12 protein-coding genes are annotated in these 11,459 nt (G+C 63.4%); 7 read left to right on the plus strand and 5 right to left on the minus strand.

Going from position 1 to position 11,459, the window contains the following annotated elements; all coding sequences use genetic code 11:
• Positions 1 to 83: 83 nt before the first annotated feature.
• The 4 genes from WAN71_RS02820 to WAN71_RS02835 are packed head-to-tail and all read right to left on the minus strand — an operon-like array spanning position 84 to position 4,031.
• Complete coding sequence (locus WAN71_RS02820) at positions 84 to 1,580, minus strand: class I adenylate-forming enzyme family protein (protein WP_422223884.1); 1,497 nt, start codon at positions 1,578 to 1,580, stop codon at positions 84 to 86.
• Entirely contained in the window at positions 1,577 to 2,365 is a 789-nt protein-coding gene (locus WAN71_RS02825; RefSeq protein WP_422223873.1) for an enoyl-CoA hydratase/isomerase family protein, read from the minus strand. The genes WAN71_RS02820 and WAN71_RS02825 overlap by 4 nt, the downstream gene beginning before the upstream one ends.
• The gene (locus WAN71_RS02830; RefSeq protein ID WP_422223874.1) at positions 2,356 to 3,177 is read right to left on the minus strand and encodes an enoyl-CoA hydratase/isomerase family protein; all 822 of its coding nucleotides are present in this window, start codon (positions 3,175 to 3,177) and stop codon (positions 2,356 to 2,358) included. The genes WAN71_RS02825 and WAN71_RS02830 overlap by 10 nt, the downstream gene beginning before the upstream one ends.
• Positions 3,178 to 3,209: 32 nt before the next feature.
• The gene (locus tag WAN71_RS02835; RefSeq protein WP_422223875.1) at positions 3,210 to 4,031 is read right to left on the minus strand and encodes an enoyl-CoA hydratase/isomerase family protein; all 822 of its coding nucleotides are present in this window, start codon (positions 4,029 to 4,031) and stop codon (positions 3,210 to 3,212) included.
• A gap of 121 nt (positions 4,032 to 4,152) precedes the next feature.
• On the opposite strand from WAN71_RS02835, the gene WAN71_RS02840 reads away from it, so the two are divergent.
• The 3 genes from WAN71_RS02840 to WAN71_RS02850 are packed head-to-tail and all read left to right on the plus strand — an operon-like array spanning position 4,153 to position 6,573.
• Positions 4,153 to 4,854, plus strand: a complete 702-nt coding sequence (locus WAN71_RS02840; RefSeq protein ID WP_422223876.1) for a hypothetical protein — start codon at positions 4,153 to 4,155, stop codon at positions 4,852 to 4,854.
• 1 nt (position 4,855) lies between these two features.
• Entirely contained in the window at positions 4,856 to 5,689 is an 834-nt protein-coding gene (locus WAN71_RS02845; protein WP_422223877.1) for a FadR/GntR family transcriptional regulator, read from the plus strand.
• Entirely contained in the window at positions 5,686 to 6,573 is an 888-nt protein-coding gene (locus WAN71_RS02850; protein ID WP_422223878.1) for an enoyl-CoA hydratase/isomerase family protein, read from the plus strand. Before WAN71_RS02845 ends, WAN71_RS02850 begins: the two co-directional genes overlap by 4 nt.
• Before the next feature lie 15 nt (positions 6,574 to 6,588).
• Here the strand turns inward: WAN71_RS02850 and WAN71_RS02855 are convergent, their stop codons facing one another.
• Positions 6,589 to 7,377 carry a TetR/AcrR family transcriptional regulator gene (locus tag WAN71_RS02855; RefSeq protein ID WP_422223879.1) on the minus strand — a complete coding sequence of 263 codons (789 nt, stop codon included), beginning with the start codon at positions 7,375 to 7,377 and terminating at the stop codon, positions 6,589 to 6,591.
• A 178-nt stretch (positions 7,378 to 7,555) separates the two neighbouring features.
• On the opposite strand from WAN71_RS02855, the gene WAN71_RS02860 reads away from it, so the two are divergent.
• From WAN71_RS02860 to WAN71_RS02875, 4 genes are all read left to right on the plus strand, one after another.
• The gene (locus WAN71_RS02860) at positions 7,556 to 8,353 is read left to right on the plus strand and encodes an SDR family NAD(P)-dependent oxidoreductase (RefSeq protein WP_422223880.1); all 798 of its coding nucleotides are present in this window, start codon (positions 7,556 to 7,558) and stop codon (positions 8,351 to 8,353) included.
• Between the two features lie 27 nt (positions 8,354 to 8,380).
• The gene (locus WAN71_RS02865; RefSeq protein ID WP_422223881.1) at positions 8,381 to 9,388 is read left to right on the plus strand and encodes a dihydrodipicolinate synthase family protein; all 1,008 of its coding nucleotides are present in this window, start codon (positions 8,381 to 8,383) and stop codon (positions 9,386 to 9,388) included.
• Positions 9,389 to 9,525: 137 nt separating this feature from the next.
• Positions 9,526 to 10,428: an enoyl-CoA hydratase gene (locus WAN71_RS02870; RefSeq protein ID WP_422223882.1), complete on the plus strand. Its 903-nt coding sequence runs from the start codon at positions 9,526 to 9,528 to the stop codon at positions 10,426 to 10,428.
• Positions 10,409 to 11,459, plus strand: a 1,051-nt coding sequence (locus WAN71_RS02875) for an amidohydrolase family protein (RefSeq protein WP_422223883.1), incomplete at its 3' end; no start/stop codon positions are given. The genes WAN71_RS02870 and WAN71_RS02875, both read left to right, overlap by 20 nt.

The raw sequence follows: 11,459 nt of genomic DNA on the forward strand, positions 1-11,459 counted from the left end.
TGCGATCGGCGTCGCACACCAGCAGCGGATGATCACCTCTGCTGCGGGCTTGGTCTCGCAGGATTTCGCCGACGGTTGGCGATTCACTCGGCATGGTCGCTCTGCGCCGCGGAGACTGTATCGCTGAAGAAGCTTCGGATTGTGCTCAGATCGGGCTTGCCGGACGGTGTTCTCGGAAGTTCAGCAACGATCGCGATATCGGTGGGGATTTCGTAGCGCGCCAACCGCGTCCGGAGGAAGTCGGCGAGCGCACCGGCGTCGACAGATGCTCGCTCTCGCAGTTCCACCATGGCGACGGGCGTCTCCCCGAGGCGCTCATTCTGCAGCCCGACCACCGCAGCAGCCGCGACCCCGGGATGGCTCTCCAGTGCGGCCCGTACGTCGTCGGGTATCACTTTGAAGCCGCCGCGGATGATCGCCTGATCGGCTCGGCCGATAATCCAGAGGAAGCCGTCGGCATCGATGCGTGCGATGTCGGTGGTGCGCATCCAGTTCGCCGCCGGTCCCAGCTGTCCCGGCTTGACCTCAAGCAGCCCGACTTGGTCGGACTCGAGCGGCGTGCCGTCGTCGCCGACCACCCGCAGTTGGGCTCCGGGGTTGGCGCGGCCCACGCTGCCGCGTTTGACCCGCCAATACCTCTGGTGGTCGGGCAACGTCCAGCCTGCGACACCGCCGCCGAATTCGGTTGCCGCATAAGAGGTCAAGACGGGAATTCCATATTTTTCGGTGAAAGCGTCGGCATCGTCAGCCGACAGCGGCGCGGTACCGGAAGTGACGGCACGGATACTCGCCAAATCCTCACGACGCAGCTCGGAATGCAGCACCATCCGCAACGCGGTCGGCACCAGCGATACCGCGCGCGGGCGGTGCGTGCGCACTGCTTCGGCCCAACGGTTGAGCTCGAATCGCTCCAGCAACACGAAGGGTCGCGCCTCGGCGACACATTGCAGTATCCGGAACACCCCGCCGATATGCACCAGCGGCGAGTTGACGATCGCGACACCGCGACGCAACTCCCTCGGTGCCGGTGGTCGGTGACTCTCCGGACCCATCACGCTGTGCGCCAGCATGTCGTAGGTGAGGTCCACCCGTTTGGGTGGTCCGGTCGTGCCGCTGGTCAACATCCGTACCGCGACGCCGGGCCGCACATCCTGGTGAGTGCGAGACCCGCTTCCCGCAACCACTTTCGGCTCGGCGGAAAGGTCTGAGATTGACACCGCCGTCGTGGCAGACGGCTTGTCCAGTGTCGCCAGGTCGTCGGGCTCGCCGATGATCACCGGCAGCGCTAGCTGGTGGACGTCTGCTTTGGTGCGCTCATCGCCGCGAGCCGGGTTGATGACCACCACGGTCGCTCCACACTGCAGCACGCCGAGCAGCGAGGCCACCTGCGCCGGACGATTACGCAGCAGGATCCCGACCTGCGGTTGCTCGATGCCATTACCGACGAGCGAAGAGATCCGGTCAGCCAGGTGGCCAAGCGCCCCCCACGACAGCCATTGGCCCTCATACTCCAGAGCCGGCGCGTCAGGCGCCAGACCCAGCACGTCGGCGATGCGCCGACTGAGCGGATGCGTCATCAGCGGACCCTCGGAACCGGCGCGGGCTCATTATCGCGTGCCGCCAGCTCCGCGGTGCCGATCGGATTGCCTAACCGGGTGTAGATCAGCCCCTGATCCAGCGCCGCTCGGTAGGGCTTGTCCAGTGATTCCCAGATCGCTTTGACGGTGCCCTGGGTCGCCGACGGCGGTTTGGCCGCAATCGTTGCGGCGATCTCGTGCGCCCGGGTCCACAACTGTTCGCCGGCGACAACTTCGGATACCAGCCCGATCCGAAGGGCGGTGTCGGCGCTGACCCGTTCGTCGTTGCCCATCAGCGCTATCCGCAATGTTTCACCCAGGCCCACCCGGCGCATCAGCCCGATCGGCTCCAGCGCGCAGACCAGCCCCGCCGACACGTGGGAGTCGAAAAACGTCGCGTCCGTTGAGCAGATGACCACGTCGGACTCATTGATGAAGTAGAACGCGCCCGCGGTGCACATTCCTTGCACCGCGCATACCACCGGCTTCCACATCTTCTGCCACTTCGGGCTCAGCGCTTCGCCGGGATCCTCGTGATTCCAGATGTTTTCGGGCTGACCGTAGGGTGTCTTGATGTCGAGGCCGGCGCTGAACGCTCGGCCACCGGCTGCCCGCAGCACCACGGCATTGACCGAATCGTCCGCCTTGACGATCCGCCAGGCCCGGGCCATCTCGTCACACATCGTCCGGTTGAACGCGTTGAGCTGGTCGGGCCGGTTCAAGGTGATGGTGGCGACCCGGTCGACGCGCTCCACATGGAGCTGGATGGTCTCAAAGCTCATCTGCATTGCCACTCCGGTGGCCGCTTCTCGACGAATGCCTTTGGCCCTTCGAGAGAATCCTCGGTGTGCAGGTTGCGTTCGCGGAACGCTTCGGCCAGCATCTCGGCCTCGTGCAGCGGTAAGTCGAGGCCCTTGACGATTGCCAGTCGAGTGCCCCGAACAGCCAGCGGCGCATTGGAGTTGACGATGTCGGCGATCTCGTGGGCACGCTCCAGCAGTCGGTCGTGTTCGACGATCTCGCTGATCAGGCCGAGCTCATAGGCGCGTTGGGCGCTCATCCGCTCATGTTTGCCCATCAACGCCATCCGCAGCGCTATCGAGCGCGGTAGTACCCGGGCCACCCGGACCACTTCACGTGCGGCTACCAGGCCGATGCTGACGTGTGGGTCGAAGAATGTTGCCTTATCGGACGCGATGACAATGTCCCCGGTGGTCACCCAATCCAACCCCGCCCCGCAACAGATTCCGTTGATCGCGGCGAGCACCGGCTTGGCCATTGTGCGGAACGGCGGGGTGCCCTCCTGCGGCGCTTCCCACTGTTCATAGGTGGACAGATACGGCGCCTCATTGATCACCTTGCCATCGCCGGGGATCGCCTTGACGTCTGCGCCGGTGCAGAATGCCCGTCCGGTAGCGGTAACGATGAGAATCCAAACTGCGTCGTCGTTTTCGGCTTCCCCGTAAGCGCTGCGCAGCTCGGTGATCATATGCGGGCTGAGCGCGTTGAGGGCATCGGGGCGGTTCAGGGTAATGGTGGCCTTGTGGCGAGAGACTTCGTACTTAATGGTGTCGTATGACCGTGCAGAGCTAGCAGACATCAGCGTTCCTCGTTGTCGAGCGACTCGGGGAGTCAGTGGCCACGGAACTGTGGTGGGCGTCGTTCTCGGAAAGCTGCCAATCCCTCTTTGAAATCCTTGGTCCGACAGGAGAGTTCGAGGCCGAAGAGTTCTTGCGTCATGGACTGGGTCAGCGTTGCATGCTGACCGTAATGGATAGCTTGCTTGGCCAGGCCGAGCGCCACCGTGGGCCCGGCAGCCAGTCGTGCCAGTAGTTCCTCGCAGCTGTCGTCGAGCTCTGCGGGGCTGACGGCGCGGTGGATCAACCCCCAATCCGCGGCGTCTGTGGCACTGACTTTGTCACCGAGCAGCAGCATCTGCTTCGCGCGAGTCAGCCCGATCAGGCGGGGGAGTAGCCAGCTGGCACCCGAATCCGGGCTGAACCCGCGGGCCGCAAACGGCTCCCAGAACACCGCGTCGGTGGCAGCAACGGTGAAGTCAGCGGCCAGGGCCAGATTGCACCCGAGGCCCACGGCGAATCCCCGCACGCTGCAGACGACGGGCAGCTGGACGCTGTGCACCAGTTCGATTACGCGATGAGCGGTGTGCGGAATGCGGCGGACGAGGTCACCAGTGCGCGGGCGTGGGTCGGCGCCGCTGTTGGTGGCAACCCAATCAGCGCCTGCGCAGAAGTCGTCGCCGGCGCCGCGGATGTGGATGGCCCGCAGCGTGTCATCGGTGGCGGCGTCGGTCATTGCGGCGACGAACGTCTCGATCATGTTATGGCTCAACGAGTTGCGCTGCGACGGGCGGTCGAGCGTGATTCGCAGCACCGCGCCGTCCCGGCTCGCGCTGAGCGAGCCGTCGGCCGCCGTGGAGTCCAGGTCTTGACTCACTGTCAAATCCGCCCTTCCCACGCCGATACGGTTACCTCTACAGTAGGCTATACAATTGCTGCACTGTATAACTTAGCAAGGAAAGCCCGGCGACGGAACAGCTGCATCAGGAAGAGGGCTTATGGGCGAACGTCAAACAGGGGCCGTTCCCGCGCGGACGGGCGCCGACAGTGCCCGATTCGGCGAAGCTCCCCTTGCGCAGACCGTCGCAACGGCCGGCGCGATCCGCCGACTCAGCTCGCTGCTGCTGTCGTTGGAACATGCCCATCCGACAGTGGATGCGATTCTCGCGCAGATCAGCGATTGGGAACGGGAGCTGAGCACGGCGGTTCCGCCGGACAGCACGCCGCGAATCGGTTCGGACGACTCGGCCGACAATGGCAGCCGGCGCGTCTACCTCGATCACGCGACGGACATCGGTGCGTTCAACCCCTGCTTTCCGGAATACCGCTTCAATCACCTCGACGCCGACACCGCGTCCGGCCAGGTCACATTTCCGCTGGTTTACGAGGGCCCACCGGGCTTGGTTCACGGCGGTTTTCTTGCGGTGTTCTTCGACTGCGTCATGCAGCACCAGAATTGCCTTGCGGGACTGTCCGGCAAGACCCGGTCGCTACAGGTGACCTTCCGTCGGCCAACGCCCGTGCTGACCGACTTACGTTTCGATATCGCCCGGTCCGAGGTAGATCGCGGCATCGCGTCGACGGCGCGGTTGCTTCTCGACGACGAGGTGCTGTGCATCGGTGAGGTCAACACACTGGCGCAGACACCGGACAAGTTGACCGGATTTCGATTCGGCAAGCGACGACCCGAGAAGACCTGACGTGGCTTTGCAGCGCTTTCGCCAACCCCGCGTCGCAGAAATCGTCGCCTCGAAGTTGCGCGACGACATCTTGTCCGGCCGCCTGAAGGAGGGCGATGTCCTGCCTTCTCAGGAAAGCCTGTTCGGCGAATTCGGAGTGAGCCCACCGGCGTTGCGGGAGGCAATCCACATCCTGGAGACCGACGGGCTGATCTCGGTGCGGCGCGGCAATGTCGGTGGAGCGGTCGTCCATCATCCGACGGCCGAACGGACCGCGCACATGATCAGCATGGTTCTGCAGGCGAGGTCCGCGACGCCGGTGGACGTCAGCGAGGCACTGATGCATCTCGAGCCGATCTGCGCGGGGATGTGCGCCGCACGTGGCGACCGGATGACCGAAGTGGTGCCCTATCTGCAGAACGAAATCGAGATCCAGACCACCCAATTCGACGATGTGTCACAGTATGTGCCCAATGCGCGCCGGTTTCACGAGACGCTGGTCTCCCGATGCGGCAACGAGCCGATGATCCTGCTGATCGGCTCGTTGGAACTGATCTGGTCTGCGCACGAGTCTTCGGTTTGGTCCGATGACGGCGAGCCGACGCCGATGGTGGACAAGACCAAGCGAGCCGCGCTGCGCGACCATCAGCGTCTACTCGACGCTATTCGCGATGGCAATCCGGCAAGGGCGATCCGGCTGGCACAGGATCACCTGGCCGCGGCTCGGCGCAAGACGCTTGCTTTCGACACCGACAAAACCATTGAGGCGAAACGGATGTCGAATATCGGTCTGCGACTGGACGTGGGCGCCGCATATAACGGCCGACCAACGAACAGAAAGGAGTCCGGCGCATGACAGTCTCGGACGCTTCAGATGGCCGCGTTCTGTTCGATGTCGATTCCGAAAAACGAATCGCCACCATCACTTTCAACAACCCCAAACAGCGCAATTCGTACGACGCCAGCATGCGTGACGCCATCGCCCGATGTCTGGACCGGGTGGCCGAGGACGACGATCTGACCGTGGTGCTGCTGCGTGGAGCCGACGGGGTGTTCAGCACCGGGGCGGACATGAACAACGCGTACGGCTGGTACGGCGAGCAAGGCGCCAAAGAGGCAAAGCGTCGGCCCAGTCAGCGCCGCCGACTGACCGTGGACCGTAAGTCGTTTGGCTTCTACCACAACCTGATGGGCTTTCCCAAGGTCACCGTGGGGGAGATCAGCGGCTACGCGCTCGGTGGTGGGTTCGAGATGGCGTTGATGACCGATATCTCGGTAATCGCTCGCGATACGAAGATCGGCATGCCGGCCACTCGCTTCCTCGGACCCGCGCTGGGTAGCCTGCACATGTTCTTCCATCGGTTGGGGCCGGTGCTGGCGCGCCGCCTTTTGTTGACCGGCGACATCATCGAGGCCGGCGCCATCGAGCACCTCGGAATCTTCACTGACACTTGCGATCCGGGCCTGGCGCCGGCTCGGGCCCGGTACTGGGCGGAGAAGGCCGCGAAAATGCCGGCCGATGGCGTGGTGATCGCCAAAGAGGCATTTCGGCTCGTCGAGCAGATCCAGGCTTACCAGGGTGAGGAAGTGGCCAGCTACCTATTCCACGCGTACGGAACCAATCTGCAATTCGCGCCAGGGGAGTTCAACTTCGTCAAGACTCGAGCGGAGCACGGCACCAAAGCGGCGTTCCGACTGCGCGACGAGCATTTCAACGTGCCTGAGCCTGAGACCCCGTAACGGTTTCCGCCCCCGTTAACGCGATGCTTTGGCTCGTCCACGGGAGGCACTCGACTTCGCCGGTTTGCGTTGCCGGCCAGTCGACTTCGACCGCTGCTCAATAAGGAGACTGGCGTGGTCGAGAATGCAGTCCAGGCCGTATTCGAAATTGTTGTCGTCGGGCGCGCCGATGTGGTGGCCCTTTGCGGTCATTTGGGCCAGCAGCGGCGCGGTTTCGGGGTCGATGATCATGGCGCCCTCGATGGTGCGTGCCCCGTTCTCCGTCGCCTGGTTCTTCTCCTGAAGCCGATGCAGCACCACCGAACCTCGTACGTGTACCGACACCGCGGAATAGGTGTCGAAGGCTTCTTCGGGCGACAGTCCCGCCTCGACCAGACCAGCGATCGCCTTCTCGATCTCCTGGACGCCCAGTCGGGCGGCTCTGGGACTGAGGGCCGACCTGATCAAGATCAGATCGCAGAGTATTGGGTTGCCCATGAACGTTTTTCGCATCGAGCGAGCGTGATTGCGCAGTGTCTCGCGCCAGTCGCTGGCTTCGACGTACGGGGTGGCGAACACATACTTGCGCAAGGCGCGGTCGGTCATCGCGTTGAGCAGATCGTCCTTCTTGCGGAAGTACCAGTAAATGCTGGTGACACCCACGCCGAGATGCTTGCCGAGCAGCGGCATGCTCAGGTTATCGATCGACACTTGCTCTGCGAGCTCGAACGCGCCGCTGATGATGTCGTCGGGATTGATGGACCCGCGTTCGCGTCGCTGACGCTTCTCGGCGGTTGCTTGCTTGGCCACTGCCGCCACCTCCATCAAGATCAATGCTGCGCATGCCGTTCCGGCTTCGCGGCCGCCTGCGTCGAATCTACCGGCAGCCGCCCGGTGATCTGCGGTTACGCAGCCGTGTCGCGTTCCCCGTCTGCTACTGTAATACCTATCGTAGGCTTTTTGATACGCATGGTGGCAAGCGAACGGTAACCGGGTATTTGCCATGGATTTGGGGCTGACAAACTCCACCGCAGTCGTCGTCGGCGGTGGGCGCGGCATGGGACTGGCCGCCGCGCGCTGCCTGGCAGACGACGGTGCCCGGGTCGCGATCATCGCCCGGTCCCGGGCTGACCTCGACCGCGCGACCGAAGACTTGACGAATCGCGGCAGCCCCGATGCGCTCGGGCTGGTAGCCGACATCCGTGACGCCGATCAAATCAACGGTGTGTTCGCCGAGCTCGGTGACCGGTGGAACGGCGAGCTCAATGTGCTCATCAACGCGGTCGGCCCGGGCGCGGTAGGCAGCTTCGAAGATCTCACCGATGAGCAGTGGGATCAGGCTTTCGACGACGGCGTAATGGGCATGGTGCGCTGCGTGCGCGCGGCTCTTCCGCTACTTCGCAAGGCGGCGTGGGCGCGGATCGTCAACTTCTCGGCGCACTCCACCCAGCGCCAAAGCGTGATCCTGCCGGCTTACACCGCGGCCAAATCGGCGCTGACAAGCGTCTCCAAAAATTTGTCGCTGTTGCTGGCCAAAGACGAGATCCTGGTCAACGTGGTGTCGCCGGGCAGCATCGCGTCCGAGTCGCTGGTCGGCTGGGCCAAGTCGGTCGGCGTCGACGGTGACGATCCCTACCAGCTGATGGACGCCATCGCCAAGCACTTCGGGCATCCCGCTCACATGCCACGAGCCGGGCTGCCGGACGAAATGGGTTCAGTAGTAGCGTTTTTGGCGTCGCGCCGCAATTCCTACATGACCGGAGCGAACATCAATGTCGACGGCGGTTCGGACTTCACCTGACGGTCGGCCGACTGGAAGGAGTCGATGATGGCCACAGCCGGCGAGGCACGCGGTTGGGCGCGCAGCGCTTTGCGGGGAATCGGCGATTCCCTGTACACACCGTTCTGCGGCACCGACGGTGACGACATCGACTGGGACGCTTACCGGGCGCTGATTCGCTACTGCGTCAGCGATCTTGGGCACCCGCTGTTATGGTGCACCAGCGGTATCGCGGAGTTCTGGTCGCTGACGCTCGACGAGCGAAAGCGCTTGCTGGAGGTGGCGATCGAGGAAGCCCGAGCCGCCAACCCGGACATCGTGGTGCAAGCTTGCACGGCTGCCATGTCGGCCAAGGACTGCCTGGATCTGACACTGCATGCCCAGCACGCCGGCGCCGACATCGCCTACATCCAGACTCCGATGATGGAGGCTCACGGCGGCGAAGGCGTGCTGCGGTTCTTCCAATACATCGGTCAGCGCACCGATATTGCCCTGGGCATGTTCAACTCACCCTCCTCCGGATACGTGTTGACGGCGGCCGAAGGCGCACGGATCTACGACGAGGTCCCAGCCGTCTGCGCAACCAAGGAGGGCGCCTTCCGCCCGGCGAACAGCCGTTTGTTGCATGAATTGGCGCCCGGCCTGGTGATCTGGGAGTGCGAGAAAACCGTGTACCGCGCCGGATGGCTGCGCGAGGGGATCGTCTGCCCGGCCCAGCTCGGCACTGCCGGTTACCTGTTCGAGACGCCGCAGCGGCCGCTGCTCTCCGAGTATTGGGACCTGGTGTGCAACGACAAGCTCGTCGAGGCGATGGACTACGGCCGCGAATCAGGGCTCGACCAATTCGACATCGACCTCGGATCGTGGTTCACCTGCTATCCGGGTCGGGCGGATTACTTCACGCATTGGGGTGGCGCGTTCAAGTACGCCGCTTCGGTGCTCGGCCTGCCGATCGGCGCCTACCCGCATTCCCGGCCGCCGCAAGCAAAGTTGCCGCCGGAGGCCAAAGCTCAGATCGAAAAGGCCTATCGGCGCCTGGGGCTAGTGCCTGCCTAGCGATGTTGTGGAACGCGGTACCGATAGGTATACAGTATGGGCATAAGCTTTCAAGGGTTGGCCGCGAGTGGCCACTTAAAACACGCCGTCGACGGATTTGCGTGCCATAACTGGCCGCTGGGCGACAGGAGGATCACATGAGCACCGCGGACGACGTCGTCGCGGACCCCGCCCAAGACGAGGCAGTGATCTATGAGGTGACTGCGAGCGGTGTCGCGGTCCTAACGTTGAACCGGCCGGATCGACTCAACACCTGGGGCGGTGACATCGCCACCGCGTTCTATGCAGGATTGGACCGCGCCGAAGAAGACGCGGCCGTTCGGGTGATCGTGCTGACCGGTCGCGGTAAGGCGTTCTGCGCAGGAGCGCAGTTGGGTGCAGTGGGAAGTGTCACGCAGTCGATTCAGAAGACCGACCAGGGCAAGCTGTCACGCCTCGTCGGGGACCGGCAGCCTTACCACCTGACAACGCTGTGCAAGCCGGTCATTGCGGCCATCAACGGATCTTGTGTCGGTATCGGTCTGACGCAGGCGCTCATGTGCGACGTGCGGTTCGCCGCAGCGGGAGCCAAGTTCGCTGCGTCATTCGCGCGTCGTGGCCTGATCGCCGAATACGGCGTCTCGTGGATCCTTCCGCGACTGACGGGCTGGGGCGTCGCACTCGATCTGTTGTTGAGCGGCCGGACCTTCCTTGCCGATGAAGCGGCAGACCTCGGACTGGTCAGAGAGGTGGTACCGCCCGAACAGCTGATGAAGCGCGCCATGGACTTCGCCGAAGACATCGCCCAAAACTGCTCGCCGGCATCCATGGCCATCATCAAGCGACAGACTTACGGTGATGCCATGCGCGAGGTAGTGCAAGCGAGTTCACGGGCCGAAGCCTTGCTGCACGAGTCGCTGCAACGTCCCGATGTCATCGAAGGGATCACCAGCTTCCTTGACAAGCGAGCGCCGAGTTTTCCCGGGCTAAGCGCTTCGACGATGGCCACGAACGACTTTTGCGGTACCGGAAAGGACGATCATGGGGAACTTGGGCTATAAGGCGATCGACGTCGACAACCACTACTACGAACCGCTGGATGCTTTCACCCGGCATCTAGACAAGAAGTTCCGCCGAAGGGGCGTGCAGATTTTCAGCGACGGCAAGCACACCCAGGCGATCATCGGGGACCGAGTCAACCGCTTCGTCCCTAACCCCACATTCGACCCGATCATCGAGCCGGGCTGCCTGGATCTGCTGTTCCGCGGTCAGATTCCCGAAGGTGTCGACCCGGCATCGCTAATGAAGGTCGAGCGACTCGAGGCGCACCCCGAATACCAGAACCGCGACGCACGCATCGCAGTGATGGACACCCAGGGCATCGAAACGGTGTTCATGTTGCCGACGTTCGCGTGTGGCGTCGAAGAAGCGCTCAAACACGATGTCGAGGCGACGATGGCGTCGCTTCATGCGTTCAACCTGTGGCTCGATGAGGACTGGGGCTTCGACCGGCCTGACCACCGCATCATCGCTGCGCCCATCATTTCGCTCGCCGATCCCGACAAGGCCCTCGAAGAGGTGGAATTCGTCATGGGGCGCGGCGCGAAGCTGATACTGGTGCGGCCTGCGCCGGTGCCCGGTGTGGTCAAGCCGCGGTCGTTGGGCGATCCCCTCCATGATCCGGTGTGGGCCGCGCTGGCCGAGGCGGGCGTTCCGGTGGGCTTCCACTTGAGTGATAGCGGCTACCTGCAGATAGCCGGAATGTGGGGTGGCAGATCCACTTTCGAGGGGTTCGGCGGGTCGGAGCCGTTGGAGCAGATACTCACCGACGATCGGGCTATCCACGACACAATGGCCTCGATGATCGTGCACGGCGTGTTCACCCGCCATCCGAAACTCAAGGCGGTCAGCATCGAAAACGGTTCATACTTCGTCCACCGGCTGATCAAGCGCATGAAGAAAGCCGCTAACAGTCACCCACGGCTGTTCCCCGAGAATCCGGTGGAGCAGCTACGTAACAATGTCTGGATTGCGCCCTACTACGAAGACGACCTGACCGAGTTGGCCTCGGCAATCGGCGTCGAGAAGATCC

The sequence above is a fragment of the Mycobacterium sp. genome, assembly GCF_049280035.1.
Taxonomy (GTDB): Bacteria; Actinomycetota; Actinomycetes; order Mycobacteriales; family Mycobacteriaceae; genus Mycobacterium.

Excerpts from the sequence above, each read along its gene's own strand:
- WAN71_RS02865 (WP_422223881.1), top strand. The coding sequence starts at position 8,381 with ATGGCCACAGCCGGCGAGGCACGCGGTTGGGCGCGCAGCGCTTTGCGG.
- WAN71_RS02840 (WP_422223876.1), top strand. The coding sequence starts at position 4,153 with ATGGGCGAACGTCAAACAGGGGCCGTTCCCGCGCGGACGGGCGCCGAC.
- WAN71_RS02870 (WP_422223882.1), top strand. The coding sequence starts at position 9,526 with ATGAGCACCGCGGACGACGTCGTCGCGGACCCCGCCCAAGACGAGGCA.
- WAN71_RS02850 (WP_422223878.1), top strand. The coding sequence starts at position 5,686 with ATGACAGTCTCGGACGCTTCAGATGGCCGCGTTCTGTTCGATGTCGAT.
- WAN71_RS02860 (WP_422223880.1), top strand. The coding sequence starts at position 7,556 with ATGGATTTGGGGCTGACAAACTCCACCGCAGTCGTCGTCGGCGGTGGG.
- WAN71_RS02830 (WP_422223874.1), bottom strand. The coding sequence starts at position 3,177 with ATGTCTGCTAGCTCTGCACGGTCATACGACACCATTAAGTACGAAGTC.
- WAN71_RS02825 (WP_422223873.1), bottom strand. The coding sequence starts at position 2,365 with ATGCAGATGAGCTTTGAGACCATCCAGCTCCATGTGGAGCGCGTCGAC.
- WAN71_RS02855 (WP_422223879.1), bottom strand. The coding sequence starts at position 7,377 with ATGGAGGTGGCGGCAGTGGCCAAGCAAGCAACCGCCGAGAAGCGTCAG.